This is a genomic window from Aliinostoc sp. HNIBRCY26 (assembly GCF_050235535.1).
Taxonomy (GTDB): Bacteria; Cyanobacteriota; Cyanobacteriia; order Cyanobacteriales; family Nostocaceae; genus Trichormus.
Window position 1 is genome coordinate 1844118 of the sequence record NZ_CP189852.1, and the last position, 17674, is coordinate 1861791.

A 17674-nucleotide genomic window follows, 5' to 3' on the forward strand; every position below is an offset into this window, starting at 1 on the left:
TTTTGCCGTGAATTACTGATAATTTTGACAATCCAATTGGATATTACTTCTTCTTAGTAGAAGCTTTAGCGGCTTTGGCAGCTTTTTTAGCGGCTTTTTCCGCCGCGATCGCTTCTAATTTTGCCGCTTCTTTTTCTTCGGCAATTTTTCCGAGATAATAGTGGTAATCACCTAAATAAACGCGGAATTCACCATCACGAATTTCCACAATTTTATTCGCCACTTGGGAAATAAAATAGCGGTCGTGAGAAACTACAATAGCTGTACCATCGTAGTTTTGCAGTGATTCTTCTAACATTTCCTTGGCGGGAATATCCAGGTGATTTGTCGGCTCATCCAGAATAATTAAGTTTGCCGGACACAGCAGCATTTTAGCTAATGCTAAACGGGCTTTTTCGCCTCCACTTAATGCCCCAACTTGTTTAAATACTGTGTCACCACTAAATAAAAACTTCCCTAAAAGCGTGCGGACATCTTCGTTTTTCCAGTCGGGAACTTCATCGTGAATAGTTTCCATGACTGTTTTATTTAAATCCAAAGCTTCGGCTTGATTCTGCTCGAAATAGCCAGGAATGACGTTATGTTCGCCTAATTCTACCTTGCCTTCCGTGGGTGGTTCTAAACCCATAATCATTCGCAATAAGGTAGATTTTCCTGCACCATTGTGACCCAGGAAGGCGACGCGATCGCCTCTTTCAATCAACAGATTTGCACCCAAGAATAAAATCTTGTCGCCGTAAATATGGGTTAAATCCTTAATTTTGACTACTTCTCTACCACTCCGAGGTGCAGGGGGAAAGCGGAAATGCAAGGTTCTGACGCTACCTGTGGGTGCTTCGATGCGTTCGATTTTGTCTAGTTGCTTTTCGCGGCTTTTGGCTTGGGTGCTGCGGGTAGCACTAGCACGGAATCTATCCACAAACGCCTGTTGTTTCTCGATTTCTTTTTGCTGACGTTCGTAAGCACTCAGTTGTGCTGATTGATTTTCAGCTTTTTGTGTGAGATAAGAGGAATAATTGCCTAAATAAGTTGTGGAAACACCGCGTTCAGTTTCCACGATTTGGGTGCAGAGACGGTCAAGAAACTCTCGGTCGTGGGAAACTATCACCATTGGGGTAGTTAAACCTTTGAGGTAATTTTCTAACCACTCAATGGTTTCTAAATCGAGGTGGTTCGTAGGTTCGTCCAGTAGTAAGACATCGGGTTTTTGCAGGAGGATTTTACCCAAACTCATCCGCATTTGCCAACCGCCAGAAAAAGCACTTACGAGGCGATCGCTATCTTCTGGCTCAAATCCCATTTCTGGGAGAATTTTCCCGATGCGTGCTTCTAAACCGTAGCCGTCTAAAGCTTCAAACTGACGCTGTAGGCGATCCAACTTATTAATCAGCGCGTCCAATTCTTCAGGAGTCGCCGTTTGCATCTCATGCTGTACCTGCGCCAAAGCCAGCTGTACTGCGTTAGCTTCTTTAAATACAGTCCAAAATTCTTCTCTAACCGTGCGGCCTGGATCTACTTCAAACTCTTGATTCAGATAAGCTATGTGCAGACTAGCAGGACGAATAATTTCGCCAGCCGTCGGTTCGATTTCCCCCATGATGATTTTCAGTTGGGTGGATTTTCCTGCACCGTTCACACCGACTAAACCAATGCGATCGCCTGGCTTGACTTCCCAGTTGATATCTTTGAGAACTTCGCCTGTAGGATAAATTTTACTAATATGTTCTAGTCGCAGCATTGAGTTTTTCTTGGTTAGGAGTTAAGGAATTATGGACAGTTATGGACGAAGCACCAGCACTGTGTCCAATATTAACAAAAATTAACCAAAAATTCCTCTCAAAAACTCTTTTCAGACAAACAATAATCTTGTTTGAGCAATTGAAACAGTCACTTGCTAAATTTTCGCTCTAAAACTGCTACGAAATCAACACTTCCTCTTTCTTTTCTGTCACCTATCACCCGTCATCTGTCGTATGTACAGCCTGCTGTACTTCCTCAACACTTAATTCTAGAGCTTGTGCTATCTGTTCTATTGTCAAGCCTGCTGCTAACATTGGCGGTACAACTTTTAATTTATCTATACGCACACCCTCTTCTCTACCTTCTTCTCTACCTTCTTCTTTACCTTCTTGGAAAACATCCTGAAAATATCGGGTATTCCTTAACTCACTGAGGCTAAACATTTCCTCTAGCTCCTCTTTAGTGATTGTGGGCAACTTATACAACAAGATAGTCTCTATTAATTGTAATAATTGCTGTTGTTTTCTTGGTGAGTCTATTTCTAATTTTGTTCTTTCTACTAAATTTCTAGCTGTGGTGATGGCTGCATCCTCAGATGCCACAATCAATTTAACTGTTGCAATACCAATGGGTAAAGGTGAATCTGTACTTAACTCATCCAAGTAAATCCGTCTGATTCTTTGACTAACAAAGAATTCTCTGTAATGTTTAATATCTCCTATATCTAAACTTCTGTTTGGGTATAAAACCACAGCACCCCAATCATTTACAGGTTGATTTTGACGTAGATATAAGCATATTTCCGCCATCAGACGTGAATAAATCCCATCATCAGCTTGAAACTGCACTTCTACAAAGTAAATTGGTTGCTCATTTTCTCCATTGGGAACAAATACACCATCGATTCTAAAGGCTGTTTGCTTAATTTCGATGGACGAAAATTGGTAGATACTAGCAACATCAGGCGAATTTCCAATCAATTCAAAGAATATATCGGGAAATTCTTGAAATAGACGATAGAAAATACTGTCTGTTTTCACAATTATTGATATGTGAACTGTGATTTATGTATTGTTTTGTATGGATGAACCATCTCGCACCTCTAACAATCGCTCTTTGGTAACTCCGAGGACGCGTGTGAGTGGTAGCAACAACTTATCATCAAATGCCTCACCTGCATAGATACTGTTTAATTCTGCGGGGGAAATTTTGAAGGTATCACAGAACTTTGTAAACTCCGAATCATTCAAATCTAGTTCTGCTTGTCGTTCTTTTAATAAAAGTGCGATCGCTTTAGTTCCATGTTTAGGACGTTCACTCACCTGTATATATTTTTTGATTAAACTACTAACTAAATTAATATCTTTGCCAGTTACTTTCAGCAAATCAGCGCAAGCTCTTTTTAAAGCTTTCTTTAAAACTTCATCTTCATTCAGAAATTGTATAACTTCATTAGCATATTCTTGCTTAAAAAAACCGACTAAATTACCTTTATGATAAATAGGAACATAATTATCTTGAGTATTTGCTTGCCAGTCTAAAGGTTCATTGCGGAGAGACATCATTGCACCTAGTTAAATTTGATGCTCACCATTTTAGAACCGTTTACACTAACTCGTCATTGTTGAAATCTGGGATAAATCCTATATAACTTAATTTTTCAACTCTTTGAAAAAATAGGTGATCTAAATCCTGATTTTTCACGGTATCTGAACAACCCCTCTCCATAAAGCGAAGTTCTTCCCATAGAATACCTCTCCACCACAACAAGAGAGGCTTTCTCTTTTCCCCCTTCCCTAGTAGGGAGAAGGGGGTTAGGGGGTTAGGTCTAACATTCACTTTTCCACATAACGAGAAAAATTAGATTCTGATTAACTTATATAACTGATTCCACTGGACACCAAGCACCAATAATCTTTATTCCCTGTTTTTCTTTTTCTGCCAATTCTGAATTTAATAGCAAAAGTTTCTCTAAAATATCGTCTTTAGCATTAAACCCATAAGCTTGCATAACTAATTTATCTAACTGCTGATGTAATTTATAAAGCTGGCTAGTAGGCTCATCAAAAAACTTATTATATAGTGTGGTGATTCCCCACTGTTTTGACTCCATTTGTTCTGTGCGATATTGATGGAGTTCTTCAGCTTTAGTACGAACTTTTTGAATTAATTTAGCATCTGGGTTTTGAGGAAAGGGGAATGTTTCAAAACAAGTTGTTGGCGTATAAGCGGTTGTTTCCCCTAAAGTTGATTTTTGAGCATTCATCCAAGTGCGATGTATTTCTGATGAAACAATGCCAAAAACATAAAAATCATCAGTGGTTAGAACAACAGACTTATCACCTGCTAACCAATTAAGAGGTGCTGGAATAAAGACAGACCACTTAGACACTCTAGGCACAGTAAAGTAGAATTTTAAACTAGCAATGGCTTTTCTCATTGCTTCATTAGTGCGCTTGAATATCCACCATTTTTTTCTCAAATTGATTTCACGATTTTTTGAACGCTCTGGCTTAACACATCTTTCTAAATAGCTGAAAGGTAAAATGTAACTACTTGCTTCTTCAATAGACATATTTACAAAATCAATAATCCAACGTTCTGGAGTTCCATGAGGATTTTTGGCTAAATTAGCACCCATTGAAAATGGTTTCAGAATTTCTTGATTTCTCGCATCATCCATGATCCAAGCCTTTACTTGCTCCTCAGTCACTATAAATCCGTTACCATTAGGTTCTACTCCACGAATACACCAACCAGTATTAGCCTTTAAACGATTTGCTTTAGTAACATCAACAGTAGATTTTAATGAAGAGTTTATAGCTATAACTGAGCAATTATCTAAATATAATTTATGTGGTATTTCTTTACTCCAATTAATAATACTTACATGAACACTAGCTTCACCAGACCAAGGTTGACTAGAGATAGCATCATGAATGTGTCCTTCATGACTCACAATGTAATCTAAAGCAGCCTCTCTATTTTTACCTTGACAGATTGAGTTAGTTGCTACTAATCCTGCTCTGCCATGTACATTTAATTGTGAATGGGCTAATCGAAACCAATAACAAGCAATGTCTATTTGTTGGTTACTAACTTCTTGGAATGTTTTAAAAATATTTTCAGTGTAATCATCCCCCAACTCTTTCCTAATTCTATGCCCACCTAAAAACGGTGGATTTCCAATAATTGCATCAGCCTTCACCCATTCATGAAATAGCGCATCCTGACAAACAATATTGTTATCCAAACTATCCAAAGGTAAAGCAGGCTCAGTCAATTTTAAATTATCAATCGCAATCTTCCGCGCAATCATCAGCGTCACCCTAGCCAACTCCACTGCAAAAGGATTTGTATCCATACCAAAAAAATTCAATGGCGTAACAAATCCCATTTGCATTTGTTTATCTTCTGACTTCCGACGCTGAGAAATTTTATCAAGCAATAACATTTCTATCCGCTTGAGTTCCTGATAAGCAATGTAGAGAAAATTACCCGAACCACAAGCCGGATCAAGTACGCGATAACTTTGTAATTCTAATTGCAATCTTGATAATTCACCGATTGTATTAGCCGCCTCTATTCTCTCTTCCCAATAACGGCTAATTGTCGGACGCACAATTTTCATGATGTCCGCTTCTGAGGTGTAATGAATACCTCGCGCATGGCGTTCTATTGTATCTATGGTACTTTCAAATAAATTACCAAAAATTGCGGGACGTACCTGACTCCAATTTTCCTTAGCTGATAACTCCAAAAAATTTAATTCGTCTTTAGTTAATTCAATTGGATGAATAACCGAAAATAACCCACCATTAAAATAATCTACTCCCTGATAACGCCCAGCAGGTGTCATTCCTGGCTGATTCATTTCCCGAAATAAACCACCTAAAACATCATAAGAACTCGTCCCATTGATACAGTCTTCAACACAAGAAATAAACATATCACGGGGTAAAAGCTGTCTATCTTCTGCAAACATCGCTAACACACATTGCAAAATAAATCGCTGTGCTGTTAACTTAGCAATTCCGCGTTTTTCCAACTCCAGCAGCAACTCGCCCATACGACGCGCCGCCCGTTCTGTCACTTCCACCTGATTGTTACGGAAAATAGGAGTTTTTTCCCCTAATTCCATAAATCCAAATGCTCCAGCCCTTTCTGGTAGCTGCTCAAGAGGAATTACATCGACAGGTGTATCTAATTGGATATCAAAATCGAAAATCCAAAACTCATCAAAATTGCACAGAATCACATATTTAGGACGTTGTGGTACTAACCGCGTCCAATAGTCAAAAGCTTGGGAATAATGCTTACTTAAATCTTCTCCTCGCTTTTTCATTTCAATTAAAACACGGGGTTTCCACACCAAATCAGCAAAACCCGTTTTACCTTTTTTGCTACCTTTTTTAATTGCTTCCTCGTAACTAGCTCCCGCTTCTAATGCACCTTCATGACCAAAAGCCCGAAAAAAGCGGTCTAAAAAAGTTTGTGCTTCTTTCTTTTCTTGTCCTGTGATGTGCTGTTGACAAAAACTAACAAATTTACTCAGGCTTTCAGGTGTTGCTTTTACCATTTGTTTAGGGGATTAGTCTACGCACTTATAACTATTCCCATGTTATAAATTCATCTCTTCAAATGGTAAGAAAAATCTACATAATTAATTGATTTAACTAGCTTTTGCTTCCTCATCAGATGATTGTGCCACAGCCGCTAGTCTATCCGCCGCCGCTTGCACTACCAGAGCTACTTGACTTAGCGGCATATGCTTGATTTGTCGTAAAATTAAATTTAAGTCAGAAATTTCTTGTACTGGTTTTCCTTCCAAACAACAGAGTAACTCTTCCATTGTGTAGCCTGCTTTGGCCGCGATTTGAGCCAGATTTTCTGTATCTGGCACTTTTACGCCCTTCTCCCACATCTGAACCGCAGTCGCAGAAACTCCCAGCGATTTACCAAAGGCTCGCTGACTCAACGAACCGCGAGCCGATCTAATGATTTCAATCAGTTTTTGTCTGCTTTCAACGTTCACTGCTTTTATGGCTAGTCAACTGTATTTACAAATTTAGTTGTAACACTATCCGTTGACATTTTGATTGACAGAGTTTGGTTTTAGCTGTAGTGTATATAATCTAAGTTTTAATATTGCAACTGAAGTAATAGGTAAAGTTACTCTAAAGTAAGTAGTCTTGAGCGCGAATTAATGTTTCAAGGCTGCAATGCCAGTGTGTGTAATCAGAACAGGTGCATCATGTCTCGCAAGCTACGCAGAATTAATCAATATCGCCGTAAAAATAAAAATTTAATTGCAGCTAATAAAATTAAACCACAAAATTGGTGTATATCTCACACTGAAGCACAAGCAGCTTTAAATGCTCAAGGCTATAACGTCAAACAAATTAAAAAAATCTATTGTCTGAAACATCAAGTTTGTATCTCTTTTTGGGATATAAAAGGCAATATATGCAGTAGCTTTTTTAGTTACCGAATCTTTCTGCGTTGGCAAAAGGAAGTAGAAAGTTTAATTTCTAGCTGTCAAATTATGAAGGAATGGCAGAGATTAAATTATCTCTTAAAATATGAATTTGTCTATTATCGATATTCTCAAGAGATGGAAGAAGAACTACAAGCGGCATTAGAAAACCGTATGAAAGTCTTAACAACAACAGCACCACAAGCAGTTTAGTGATTCAAGTTTGGTAGTGTACCCCTCTGGGGAAGCAAGCTACGCGCAGCGTCTCGTAGAGAGAACTCTAGTTCCCAAAGAAGGACTAAAGTCCTTACTACGAACTGAATTTAATAAGTTATACTGATATACCAAAGATTTCATCAACGGTGATTTTGACATCAGGAAAGCCAGGAATTACTAAAGTTTCACCACGAGTAAATTTCTGTATTTGCTGATATCCAGTGACAGTTGGTTGTTGATAAACTTCAATAGTTTGTTCGTTAATATCTATTAACCAAACTACACTTATATTTGCAATCGCATATAAAGGTATCTTGACTTCTCTATCAAACTGAATTGTGGAATCAGCGACTTCTACTAATAAGAAAATGTCCTGTGGTTGGGGATGTGCATTTTCATAAAAATCATCACGGGGTTTGATTAAGGCTACATCTGGCTGAGGTTCGGAACTATCATCAAGTTCTACAGGGTCTTGAATAGCAATTAGAACTCTATCACCTAATTTATTAGCGAAAATTTTATTTAAACGCTTCACACAAGAAGCGTGTTTTGTTCCAATAGGTGACATCTCAATAATTTCTCCTCGTATCAGTTGCACCCGATCATCTGCCGTCAGAATTCCCGACTCAATCATTTTATGATATTGGTCTACTGTAAATTTTCGTCTTAATAACTGCACAGTCATAACTACCTCTACTGTCTCTTGTATCTTCATTATGGAACAAGTCTTACAGAGAAATTATGATCACCAAAGTTTGCACTTCTTCAAATACAAAATTGGGTAGAGCGATCGCCCCACCCAATTTATAATCAATATTTACTAAACCCCTATACCCCTACACCCTTAAACCCCTATACCCCTAATTACTACCAGAAGCTGCTAACTCTGCTAATCTTTCTTGCTGGTCTTGAGAAATACAAGATTGGATGAGGTCTTCGATATCTCCTTCCAAAACAGGGTTAAGGGAGAAGTTTTGACCTAAACGGTGGTCAGTGGCGCGGTTATCTTTATAGTTATAAGTGCGGATTTTTTCTGAACGCGATCCTGTACCAACTTGCGATCGCCGCATGGAAGTTACTTCTTCTTGCTGTTCCCGCAACTTCATTTCATATAGTTTCGCCCGCAGAATTTGCATCGCCCGTTCTTTGTTTTGCAACTGGCTGCGTTCTTCTGTACAGAAAATCCGAATTCCCGTTGGTTTGTGCATCAAGTCAACCGCAGTTTCCACTTTGTTGACGTTTTGTCCACCCGCACCACCAGAACGTGCTGTGGTCATTTCAATATCTTTCGGGTCAATGTGAACTTCTACATCATCGACCTCTGGCATAATTGCAACTGTAGCTGTGGAGGTGTGAACCCTTCCCCCAGCTTCCGTGGCCGGTACGCGCTGCACCCGATGAACACCAGCTTCAAACTTCAGCTTACTGTAGACACTCTCGCCTTGAATTTCCAGGATCACTTCTTTGAAGCCGCCCATTTCACCCAGAGACTCACTCACCAACTTGACTCGCCAACCTTGAGTATCAGCATAGCGAGAATACATCCGCAGTAAATCTCCCGCCCAGATACTTGCTTCGTCACCACCAGTCCCAGCCCGAATTTCCAACATGATGTTTTTATCATCATTGGGGTCACGGGGTAGCAGCAACACTTTCAAGCGGGTTTCTAAATATTCGATTTTTTCTTCTAATTCTTTTACTTCCAAAGCTGCCATTTCTTGCAACTCAGGATCGCTGTTTGCCTCTTTGAGTACCTGACGCGCCCCGACTAATTCTTCCTGCGCTGTTTTCCAAGTGTCGTAAGTATTAACGACTTCTTCCAAGGAAGAACGAGACTTAGCAATTTTTTGATACTCATCAGGATTTTTAGCAGTATCAGGGTCAGCTAGGCGACGAGTCAATTCATTGAAGGTTTGTTCAACGGATCTCAGTTTCTCCAGTAAGTATGTTTCAGCCATAACAGTGCAACGCTCCTTAAAAAATAACAAGTTGGCTCAGGCATTAAATGACAATCGACCCAGCATTTGCAGGGTCGTCGTTAACAGCAGAGCCAACCAGCTACTTTTTCTTTTTGTCGCCTTGACTGCTAGACATACCGTATTTGCGAAGGAATCTTTCCACGCGTCCTTCGGTGTCAATAATCTTCTGAGTACCAGTGTAAAAAGGGTGGTTTCCAGACCAAACATCTACGTGTAATTCGGGTTTGGTAGAACCAACAGTCATCACAACTTGACCGTTGCAATATACTTTTGCTTCTGGATACCACTGGGGATGAATATCAGGTTTAGCCATTGTTCCTTTTGTGGTGAATCTATATAAATTATAACTTTTTGCTTGTATTTAGGTACTAGGTTTTGGGGACTGGGGACTCTGACAGGTGTAGGTATTTTACAAACGTGGCTGAAATGGGGTTTTTCCGTTAGTTGAAAACTCAAATTTTAGTCTTTGATTTTTTACCTAAGAACGAAATTTCGTTATTTGAACCACGTTTAGAACTCTGTTTGAGAGTGTCCACTCATTCCCACATCAAAAACCTACACCTGTCAGGACTGGGGACTGGGGACTAGGAATTTAAAATGTTTCCCAATACCCAATCCCCGATACCCAATTCCCTAACGTTTGGAGTATTGAGGAGCTTTACGAGCTTTGTGCAGACCATATTTTTTCCGTTCTTTTGCTCGTGGGTCACGAGTCAAGTAACCTTCAACCTTGAGGGGTGGACGGTTTTCGGGGTCTAGTTGGCATAAAGCGCGAGCTATTCCCAAACGTACAGAGTCGGCTTGTCCAGTTAAACCGCCGCCTTCTGCTTTGACTAGAATGTCATATTCGTTTTCTAGTCCCAAGGTTTCTAAAGGAGCTTTGATGACTCCCAAATAATTGGCATTGAATTGGAAGTACAAGTCTCCAGGTTTGCCGTTGACAATCAATTGGCCAGTACCGGGAACTAAACGCACCCGTGCGACTGCGGATTTACGGCGACCAGTACCCCAGTACACGGCGCGGCCGCTATTTGCTTCTGCTACTACCATTAACTTTCTGCTCCAGGAATTGTATTAATGTTGAGTTCTTTGGGTTTTTGCGCTGCGTGGGGATGTGTAGGCCCTGCGTAGACTTTCAGTTTAGTAAATAACTGCTTACCCAAGCTATTTTTAGGTAACATACCTTTGACGGCGTGTTCCACAATTCTTTCTGGTAAACGCTGTTGCAGTTTGGCAAAGGTTTCAGTCTTCATTCCACCAGGACGGCCAGAGTGACGACGGTAGAGTTTCTGTGTCCGTTTTTTGCCTGTAACTGCTACTTTCTCAGCATTGATGACAATTACAAAGTCCCCTGTGTCTAAGTGGGGGGTAAAGTGAGGTTTGTTTTTGCCTCTTAAAACCATTGCGACTTCGCTGGCGAGCCGACCGAGACGTTTATCTGTGGCATCTACTACGTACCACTCATGCTCAAGAGAGTCTTGAGGAGGAAGGTAGGTTTTACTCATCATTGTGTATTATCCTTTGTCATTTTTTTGGGAGTCGATAGTCAATAGTTAGAGCAGTTGACTATTGACCGTTGACTCTTGACTAATCACTAACTTTGGCATGGTGTCATACCAAACATCAGGGGAAAAGGGAAAGTCAGGGTAGCCGACTCGCAATAGACATAAGCCTTGCGGTGGTGCGGCGTACTTGACTTCTTGGCGGCGTTGCTCTTTCCAGATGTCGGTGAAACTAGCGAGGGTTCTTTGTCCAGAACCTACCTGTGCTAGCATCCCTACTAACAACCGCACCATGCCATATAAAAATCCATCTGCTTGAATTTCAATATGGATAAACGGCCCTTGGCGATGACACTCTACTGCTTGCACTTCCACCCAGGAATGCGATCGCTTTGACCCAGCGCGATGAAAAGCTGCTAGATCATGCTTTCCCAAAAGTGGTTTTAAGGCAGCTTGCATGAGTGATTCATCTAAAGGCGGATGATAATAATGCCAACTGAAGGGTTTGACAAACAAGTTGGGACAACCTTCAGTATAAATGGTGTAGCGATACCGCCGATACGCTGCACTAAAACGGGCGTGCCAACGGTCGTTGACACTTGCCGAAGCCCTGATTAATATATCGTCGGGCAAATAACTATTTAAAATTGCTGCCCACCTATGTGCCGGAATCAAACTTGCTGCATCAAAATGGGCTACTTGCGCCGCAGCATGGACTCCGCTATCGGTGCGCCCTGCACCGTGGAGTGTGACATGATGTCCCAATATATTAGCGATCGCTGTCTCTATTTCTTCTTGGACTGTGCGATGTTGCTTTTGCCGTTGCCAACCATGAAAATGAGTGCCTAAGTATTGAATTACTAAGGCGACTCGCTGAGTTGGTTCTGGTTGGTGGCTCGCTAACATAGGATTTTGGGCAGTGCTGAGTTATGAGTGCTGAGTAAAAATAATAATTTTTTCCTCTTGCCTTCTGCCTCTTGCCTTCTGCCTCCTGCCTTCTCTACACTAGTTCGATGATTGCCATTTCCGCGTTATCTCCACGGCGGGGAACGGTGTGGAGAATGCGGGTGTAACCACCTTGACGATTGGCGTAGCGTGTGGGGGCCTGCTCAAATAGAGCATGAACTAGCTGTTTGTCGTAGATATAGCCTAAAGCTTGACGACGTGCTGTTAATGAACCGTCTTTAGCCAGGGTAATCATTTTGTCTACTTCAGAGCGCAGTACCTTGGCGCGGACTAAAGTAGTGGTGATCTTACCATGACGAATCAGTTCAGTGGTGAGCGATCGCAGTAGGGCGCGACGCTGGTCAGTTGGTTTACTTAGTTTTTTAACCCGGCAACGGTGACGCATAAAAATCTACTTTGAAATAATTAACGGTGTTGGTTTAGCTGTGTTTAGAGCTTCTTTCTTGAGGTAAGGTAATACCTAGACGGCGTTGCAGTGCTTCCACTACCTCTTCTGCTGACTTCTGTCCGAAGTTCTTAATCTCTAACAAATCTTCTTGGGTGTAATCCAATAAGTCTGCCACAGAGTTAACCTGCGCTCGCTTGAGACAGTTGTAAGCCCGCACAGAAAGTTGTAACTCTTCAATGGGGATTTGAGCTGTGGGGTCGTCAGGAATCTCTGAACTTGTATCCGTAGGTTCAAGGGAGATATCTTTCAGGGGATTAAATAGGTCTACCAAAATCCCAGCTGCTGAAGATAGTGCTTCTTGGGGTGAAAGACCACCATTCGTCCAGACTTCTAAAAGCAGCCTGTCTTTGGGGATCGAACCATCTCCACGCGCTTCTTCAACGCTATAGTTGACTTTTCGCACTGGCATAAACACTGAGTCGATTTGCAAAAAGTCTAGGGATGTAGCTTCTTCACGCCCCCTTTCTACGGTGCGATACCCTTTGCCTCTCTCAATGCGAAATTCCATTTCCAGTTTGCCCCCCTCGGCAACGGTGGCGATATACTGGGTAGGATCGATGACTTCGACTTCACTTGGCAAATCAAAATGTGCCGATGTCACGGTTGCTGGCCCATTCACCAACAATCGACCGATTTGGGGTTGCGAGGAGTAACTCTTGAGAATCACATCCTTCATTCGCATCAAGATATCTAGGACATCTTCCCGCACGCCTGGAACTGTGGCAAACTCGTGAGTAACCCCAGCAATTCTAACGGCTGTAACTGCTGTTCCTTCTAAATTTGAAAGTAAAACCCGACGTAGAGCGTTGCCAACTGTTGTGCCTTGACCACGTTCTAGAGGTTCTAAGATAAACTTACTGTAATGACTCCGACTTTCTTCTGTACTGGACTCTACACATTCAATTTGAAATTGCGCCACGGAGTAGCCTCCCTTATTTAAGGTGCTGCTAGCAGGCAAGTTGATTGCCTCTGGAATTTAATTTATTGCCTTGGGCCTGCTTTTGGTGGATCAAACTGCCAAATTTGAGAAATTCGCTAAATTTGACACACCTACTGAGCTTACGGGCATTCATTATAGTTGTGAGTGATTGTAACCTTAACAGCCCTCCCCAGTGGAAGAGCTGATATGCTTTTGATCACTCCAGCCGTCGGAATAGCTCCAGCTATCACCCTGCGTGACAGGTTTTTCACTAACTTACCAGCATTATTTACAGGTGATTGCTGTTGATTAAACGTCTTACCCTCAATGGCCAATAGCTTAAGTGTTTAGACTCGGCGGCGTTTGGGTGGACGACAACCATTGTGAGGAATAGGGGTGATATCACGAATGAGTGTAATTTCCAGTCCTGCACCTTGCAATGCACGAATTGCAGTTTCTCGTCCTGCTCCTGGGCCACTCACCATGACCTCAATTTGGCGCATTCCTTGGTCGATAGCTCGACGAGCAGCACTTTCAGCAGCAGTTTGGGCAGCAAAGGGAGTTCCTTTCTTGGCCCCTTTGAATCCACTAGAACCCGCACTAGCCCAGGAGATCACATCTCCGTTTTGATCGGTAATAGTGACAATGCTATTGTTGAAAGTAGACTGGATGTAAGCCATCCCGTTGGGGACGTTACGTTTTTGCTTCTTGCTGCCAGTTTTTTTAGTTGGTTGTCTTGCCATATTCGTTTAGTTAATCTAGGGGGAAACTTGCTGAGTTCAGCAGCAAGTATACGAAATTTACTTACCAGGAGCTTTTTTCTTACCTGCTACAGTCTGCCGTCTGCCTCGACGGGTTCTAGCATTGGTACGGGTTCTTTGACCTCTGACTGGCAAGCCCATACGGTGACGACGACCTCTATATGTACCGATGTCAACCAATCGCTTGATATTCATCGCTTCCCAGCGTCGCAAATCACCTTCAACTTGATAGTTGCTTTCAATTTCCGCACGCAAAGCTGCGATATCAGCATCACTCAGTTCTTTAACACGGGTATCAGGATTAACTCCTGTATCCGCCAGAATTTGTTGTGATCTGGTCAATCCAATTCCGTAGATATAAGTGAGACCAATTTCAACGCGTTTGTCGCGTGGCAGGTCTACTCCGGCAATACGTGCCACAATTAACTCTCCCTATTGTTACTGCAATTGCTGATGGAAAACGCTAACTCAGTGCTGAGTTATGGGTGCTGAGTTATGAGTGAGATACTTTACTTCCTTGGGGGATACCTTCCCCGACTACTAACAGAACCCGTTCCTCGGAACTATCAGACGGACTTTATTTTCAAGTGCGATACCCCACTCAGCACTCAGCACTTTCAATCACACTACCCTTGACGTTGTTTGTGTTTGGGGTTGATGCAAATCACCATGACGCGACCACGGCGTTTGATCACGTTACACTTTTCACAAATTTTCTTGACTGAAGCTCTGACTTTCATGTCGTTTGCAAATGACTCCAAATATTAAATTATAGCATTTCTAGAAAAATTTATCCAATTAAGTAAATGGGTAACACCCAAATAATTTTTTTTGTGGTAGACTGCTATACGTATATCTACTTTTTCCGCAATCGGTAGGTGATTCTGCCCTTTGTGAGATCATAGGGAGTCAATTCTACTTTGACGCGATCGCCAGGCAGAATTTTAATGTAATTGCGGCGAATTTTCCCAGAAATGTGTGCTAAGACGTTGAATCCATTGTCTAAGTCTACCCGAAACATCGCATTGGGCAATGATTCTGTGACTGTACCTTCCATTTCGATCAAATCTTGTTTAGACAAGTTTTTCCCTCAACTCAATAGTTGTTTGTTCTTTCGCAGTATTGTTCTGCAACAGAACACAGTATGACAAATATATCAACAGTTTCTTAATATATCTTAGCTATCTGATGGGGAGTTGGGAGTGGGAAGTTGAGAGTGGTAAATTCTCTATTCCCCATTCCTGATTCCCTATTCCCTGTTTTCTAAAGTAGCTTTCAATGCGTGAGTGACTTCTGCTTGGGATTGATCACCATTGACTGTCAAGAGTTTGTGGCGATCGCGATAGTAATCAATTAAAGGTGCTGTTTCATGGCGATAGACTTCTAGACGGTGGCGAATCACTTCTTCACTGTCGTCCTTACGTCCTCTAGACAGTAGTCTTGCTACGACCACGGCATCTGGAGCATCTAAATTGACTACTTTTTCGCCGCCTTGACCAGTGGTTTGCAGTAATTCCTCTAAAAAGGCTGCTTGTGTCACCTTACGGGGAAACCCATCTAGAATCCAACCAGACTGAGCATCTGCCTGTTCTAGACGTTCTGCCACAAGGTCTTGCACCAACTGGTCAGGAACTAAATCTCCGCTATCAACATAGCTTTGAGCTTTAATTCCTAAAGGAGTTTGCTCTTTCATAGCTTGCCTCAATATATCCCCCGTAGAAATATGAGGAATACTGAGATGTTCTGCCATAATTTGAGCTTGAGTTCCTTTTCCTGCACCCGGCGGCCCCAAGAAGATTAGTCGCGTCACTATTGCTTCACCATCCCTTCATATCGCTGAGAAATTACGTAAGTTTGGATTTGTTTGGCAGTGTCTATAGCTACGCCCACTATAATCAGTAAGGAAGTAGCCCCTATGCCTTGGAATGTTTTAACTGGCAGATTGCTTTCTACAGCAGTGGGGATAATTGCCACTAAACCCAAAAACAATGCACCGAGAAAAGTCAGCCGATTAATTACGCGCTCAATATACTCGCTAGTTGCTTTCCCTGGACGAATTCCTGGAATACTAGAACCCATTTTCTTCAAGTTCTGTGCAACATCAACTGGATTGACGATCAAAGAAGAGTAGAAGTAGCTAAAGAAAATGATGGACACAAAGTAGACTAGAGAGTACAGCCAGGAATTAGGCCCATTAGGACTCAAATAATTACTGACAATTCTGGTCACTGCTTCATTTTTGGTCACGTTAGCGATCAGTGATGGCAAGCTGAGGATAGCAGCAGCAAAAATAATCGGCATTACACCGCCTTGATTGAGTCGCAGAGGTAGATAGCTGCGTTGCTCCGCTAAAACGCGTCTACCAACTTGACGACGAGCCGAAATAATTGGTATGCGACGAATGCCTTCCTGCACAAACACAATACCGACAATTGTGGCTAGGAATAGTAACACTAGTACAATCACGCTACCGACAATTTCCTGACCCCGCACTTGCACTAACTCAATGGTATTGCCCAAGGATTTAGGTAATGAAGCCACAATGTTGATAAAAATCAACAATGATGCACCGTTGCCAATGCCTCGTTCAGTGATCAGTTCCGATGCCCACATCACAAACATTGAACCAGCCGTGAGGGCGATCGCTGTTTCCGCTACAAATATTGGCCCAGGGTTTAAGGCAAACTGTTGGAGAAACAAAGCCGAAAATGCCGTACTTTGTATAATTGCCCAACCAAGAGAAACGTAGCGTGTGATTTGGGAAATTTTCCGCCGACCAGCTTCGCCTTCGTTTTTTTGTAAATTTTCTAAAGATGGAATGGCCGCTGTTAGTAATTGGATAATAATGGACGCATTAATAAAGGGCAAAATCCCTAAAGCAAAGACCCCTAAAGTGGAAAGTCCCCGTCCAGAGAAAATATCCAACAAACCGAATATAGAATTATTGCCCGATATAGCTTCAGCGAACCTAGCTCTATCAATTCCTGGTACGGGTAAAAATATACCCAAGCGAACCAAAATTAAAATACCGACAGTGACAAGCAGCCTACCTCTCAGTCCAGCTGCTTGTGCCATCTGCATAAAAGTTTCTTGAGCCGTTGGGGCTTTATCTCGACTGATCATAGAGTGCTACCTTTATCGTGAACCAGGCACCGGAAGCAAGTTGACTAGTATTTTAAGTGCGCTGTTCTGGCTCAACCTAAAACTTCACAACTCCCTCCAGCGGCCTCAATTTTGCTCCGAGCTTGACCTGTAAAAGCTGCTGCTTTCACTGTCAGTGCCACACCTAATTCCCCATTGCCCAAAATTTTCAATGGGCCTTTGACAGCAGTGAGAATACCTGCTGCTTTTAAGGATTCCAATGTTACTTCTGTGTTGGCAGGAAGAGAGGCGAGCTTCTCTACATTAATCGTAGTGTAAATTTTACGATTAACTAAAGGAAAGCCTTTGAGTTTAGGTATGCGGCGGTACAGTGGCTGTTGACCCCCTTCAAATCCTGGTCTAGTGCTGCTACCTGAGCGAGCCTTTTGACCTCTCATACCGGCACCGGCGCTGGCACCTTGTCCAGCAGCAATACCTCTACCGACACGGCGACCGCGCTTTTTAGAGCCTTTTTGGGGCTTTAGATCGTTGATTCTCATGGTGTAATTGATACCTGTTTACAGAA

The 17674-nt window shown here is 42.0% G+C and carries 21 protein-coding genes; 1 reads left to right on the forward strand and 20 read right to left on the reverse strand.

Annotated elements, in window-relative coordinates:
• Positions 1 to 43: 43 nt before the first annotated feature.
• The 5 genes from ACQFX9_RS07770 to ACQFX9_RS07790 form a co-directional block, all read right to left on the reverse strand.
• Positions 44 to 1738: an ABC-F family ATP-binding cassette domain-containing protein gene (locus ACQFX9_RS07770; RefSeq protein ID WP_427161457.1), complete on the reverse strand. Its 1695-nt coding sequence runs from the start codon at positions 1736 to 1738 to the stop codon at positions 44 to 46.
• A 217-nt stretch (positions 1739 to 1955) separates the two neighbouring features.
• On the reverse strand, positions 1956 to 2780 hold the full coding sequence (locus tag ACQFX9_RS07775) for an Rpn family recombination-promoting nuclease/putative transposase (RefSeq protein ID WP_427161458.1): 825 nt from the start codon (positions 2778 to 2780) through the stop codon (positions 1956 to 1958).
• A 24-nt stretch (positions 2781 to 2804) separates the two neighbouring features.
• The gene (locus ACQFX9_RS07780) at positions 2805 to 3305 is read right to left on the reverse strand and encodes a hypothetical protein (protein WP_427161459.1); all 501 of its coding nucleotides are present in this window, start codon (positions 3303 to 3305) and stop codon (positions 2805 to 2807) included.
• A 311-nt stretch (positions 3306 to 3616) separates the two neighbouring features.
• On the reverse strand, positions 3617 to 6319 hold the full coding sequence (locus ACQFX9_RS07785; protein ID WP_427161460.1) for a DNA methyltransferase: 2703 nt from the start codon (positions 6317 to 6319) through the stop codon (positions 3617 to 3619).
• Between the two features lie 93 nt (positions 6320 to 6412).
• A complete protein-coding gene (locus ACQFX9_RS07790; RefSeq protein WP_427161461.1) occupies positions 6413 to 6775 on the reverse strand; it encodes a helix-turn-helix domain-containing protein in 363 nt (120 codons plus the stop codon).
• 219 nt (positions 6776 to 6994) lie between these two features.
• Here ACQFX9_RS07790 and ACQFX9_RS07795 point away from each other — a divergent pair, with 219 nt between their 5' ends.
• Complete coding sequence (locus ACQFX9_RS07795) at positions 6995 to 7429, forward strand: hypothetical protein (RefSeq protein ID WP_427161462.1); 435 nt, start codon at positions 6995 to 6997, stop codon at positions 7427 to 7429.
• A 118-nt stretch (positions 7430 to 7547) separates the two neighbouring features.
• On the opposite strand, the gene ACQFX9_RS07800 is transcribed toward ACQFX9_RS07795, so the two are convergent.
• The 15 genes from ACQFX9_RS07800 to rplO all read right to left on the reverse strand — a co-directional run bounded on the left by ACQFX9_RS07800 (position 7548) and on the right by rplO (position 17648).
• Positions 7548 to 8117, reverse strand: a complete 570-nt coding sequence (locus tag ACQFX9_RS07800; RefSeq protein ID WP_427162829.1) for a Uma2 family endonuclease — start codon at positions 8115 to 8117, stop codon at positions 7548 to 7550.
• Between the two features lie 175 nt (positions 8118 to 8292).
• Positions 8293 to 9390 (reverse strand): peptide chain release factor 1, encoded by a 1098-nt coding sequence (gene prfA / locus ACQFX9_RS07805; protein ID WP_427161463.1) that lies wholly within the window; start codon positions 9388 to 9390, stop codon positions 8293 to 8295.
• 100 nt (positions 9391 to 9490) lie between these two features.
• Positions 9491 to 9724, reverse strand: coding sequence for a 50S ribosomal protein L31 (gene rpmE, locus ACQFX9_RS07810; RefSeq protein WP_236143995.1), 234 nt, complete (start codon positions 9722 to 9724; stop codon positions 9491 to 9493).
• A gap of 320 nt (positions 9725 to 10044) precedes the next feature.
• Positions 10045 to 10461 carry a 30S ribosomal protein S9 gene (gene rpsI, locus ACQFX9_RS07815; RefSeq protein WP_427161464.1) on the reverse strand — a complete coding sequence of 139 codons (417 nt, stop codon included), beginning with the start codon at positions 10459 to 10461 and terminating at the stop codon, positions 10045 to 10047.
• Entirely contained in the window at positions 10461 to 10916 is a 456-nt protein-coding gene (gene rplM / locus ACQFX9_RS07820; RefSeq protein ID WP_427162830.1) for a 50S ribosomal protein L13, read from the reverse strand. The genes rpsI and rplM overlap by 1 nt, the downstream gene beginning before the upstream one ends.
• Before the next feature lie 48 nt (positions 10917 to 10964).
• Positions 10965 to 11819, reverse strand: a complete 855-nt coding sequence (gene truA, locus ACQFX9_RS07825) for a tRNA pseudouridine(38-40) synthase TruA (protein ID WP_427161465.1) — start codon at positions 11817 to 11819, stop codon at positions 10965 to 10967.
• A 94-nt stretch (positions 11820 to 11913) separates the two neighbouring features.
• Positions 11914 to 12264, reverse strand: coding sequence for a 50S ribosomal protein L17 (gene rplQ, locus ACQFX9_RS07830; RefSeq protein ID WP_427161466.1), 351 nt, complete (start codon positions 12262 to 12264; stop codon positions 11914 to 11916).
• Positions 12265 to 12298: 34 nt separating this feature from the next.
• The gene (locus ACQFX9_RS07835) at positions 12299 to 13246 is read right to left on the reverse strand and encodes a DNA-directed RNA polymerase subunit alpha (protein WP_103140468.1); all 948 of its coding nucleotides are present in this window, start codon (positions 13244 to 13246) and stop codon (positions 12299 to 12301) included.
• A gap of 347 nt (positions 13247 to 13593) precedes the next feature.
• Positions 13594 to 13989, reverse strand: coding sequence for a 30S ribosomal protein S11 (gene rpsK / locus ACQFX9_RS07840; protein ID WP_096558115.1), 396 nt, complete (start codon positions 13987 to 13989; stop codon positions 13594 to 13596).
• Between the two features lie 57 nt (positions 13990 to 14046).
• Positions 14047 to 14427, reverse strand: a complete 381-nt coding sequence (rpsM, locus tag ACQFX9_RS07845) for a 30S ribosomal protein S13 (protein ID WP_103140469.1) — start codon at positions 14425 to 14427, stop codon at positions 14047 to 14049.
• Between the two features lie 206 nt (positions 14428 to 14633).
• Positions 14634 to 14747, reverse strand: coding sequence for a 50S ribosomal protein L36 (rpmJ, locus tag ACQFX9_RS07850; protein ID WP_082803684.1), 114 nt, complete (start codon positions 14745 to 14747; stop codon positions 14634 to 14636).
• 116 nt (positions 14748 to 14863) lie between these two features.
• Complete coding sequence (gene infA, locus ACQFX9_RS07855) at positions 14864 to 15088, reverse strand: translation initiation factor IF-1 (protein WP_006276978.1); 225 nt, start codon at positions 15086 to 15088, stop codon at positions 14864 to 14866.
• 168 nt (positions 15089 to 15256) lie between these two features.
• Entirely contained in the window at positions 15257 to 15817 is a 561-nt protein-coding gene (locus ACQFX9_RS07860) for an adenylate kinase (protein ID WP_427161467.1), read from the reverse strand.
• On the reverse strand, positions 15817 to 17130 hold the full coding sequence (gene secY / locus ACQFX9_RS07865; protein WP_427161468.1) for a preprotein translocase subunit SecY: 1314 nt from the start codon (positions 17128 to 17130) through the stop codon (positions 15817 to 15819). Before secY ends, ACQFX9_RS07860 begins: the two co-directional genes overlap by 1 nt.
• A 71-nt stretch (positions 17131 to 17201) precedes the next feature.
• A complete protein-coding gene (gene rplO / locus ACQFX9_RS07870) occupies positions 17202 to 17648 on the reverse strand; it encodes a 50S ribosomal protein L15 (protein ID WP_103140472.1) in 447 nt (148 codons plus the stop codon).
• Positions 17649 to 17674: the final 26 nt, after the last annotated feature.

Bases quoted from the DNA above. Each gene is read 5' to 3' on its own strand.
- ACQFX9_RS07800 (WP_427162829.1), bottom strand. From the start codon at position 8,117: ATGACTGTGCAGTTATTAAGACGAAAATTTACAGTAGACCAATATCAT.
- secY (WP_427161468.1), bottom strand. From the start codon at position 17,130: ATGATCAGTCGAGATAAAGCCCCAACGGCTCAAGAAACTTTTATGCAG.
- prfA (WP_427161463.1), bottom strand. From the start codon at position 9,390: ATGGCTGAAACATACTTACTGGAGAAACTGAGATCCGTTGAACAAACC.
- ACQFX9_RS07785 (WP_427161460.1), bottom strand. From the start codon at position 6,319: ATGGTAAAAGCAACACCTGAAAGCCTGAGTAAATTTGTTAGTTTTTGT.
- rpmE (WP_236143995.1), bottom strand. From the start codon at position 9,724: ATGGCTAAACCTGATATTCATCCCCAGTGGTATCCAGAAGCAAAAGTA.
- rpsK (WP_096558115.1), bottom strand. From the start codon at position 13,989: ATGGCAAGACAACCAACTAAAAAAACTGGCAGCAAGAAGCAAAAACGT.
- ACQFX9_RS07795 (WP_427161462.1), top strand. From the start codon at position 6,995: ATGTCTCGCAAGCTACGCAGAATTAATCAATATCGCCGTAAAAATAAA.
- ACQFX9_RS07770 (WP_427161457.1), bottom strand. From the start codon at position 1,738: ATGCTGCGACTAGAACATATTAGTAAAATTTATCCTACAGGCGAAGTT.
- rplM (WP_427162830.1), bottom strand. From the start codon at position 10,916: ATGAGTAAAACCTACCTTCCTCCTCAAGACTCTCTTGAGCATGAGTGG.
- rpsI (WP_427161464.1), bottom strand. From the start codon at position 10,461: ATGGTAGTAGCAGAAGCAAATAGCGGCCGCGCCGTGTACTGGGGTACT.
- truA (WP_427161465.1), bottom strand. From the start codon at position 11,819: ATGTTAGCGAGCCACCAACCAGAACCAACTCAGCGAGTCGCCTTAGTA.
- ACQFX9_RS07780 (WP_427161459.1), bottom strand. From the start codon at position 3,305: ATGATGTCTCTCCGCAATGAACCTTTAGACTGGCAAGCAAATACTCAA.
- rplO (WP_103140472.1), bottom strand. From the start codon at position 17,648: ATGAGAATCAACGATCTAAAGCCCCAAAAAGGCTCTAAAAAGCGCGGT.
- rpmJ (WP_082803684.1), bottom strand. From the start codon at position 14,747: ATGAAAGTCAGAGCTTCAGTCAAGAAAATTTGTGAAAAGTGTAACGTG.
- rplQ (WP_427161466.1), bottom strand. From the start codon at position 12,264: ATGCGTCACCGTTGCCGGGTTAAAAAACTAAGTAAACCAACTGACCAG.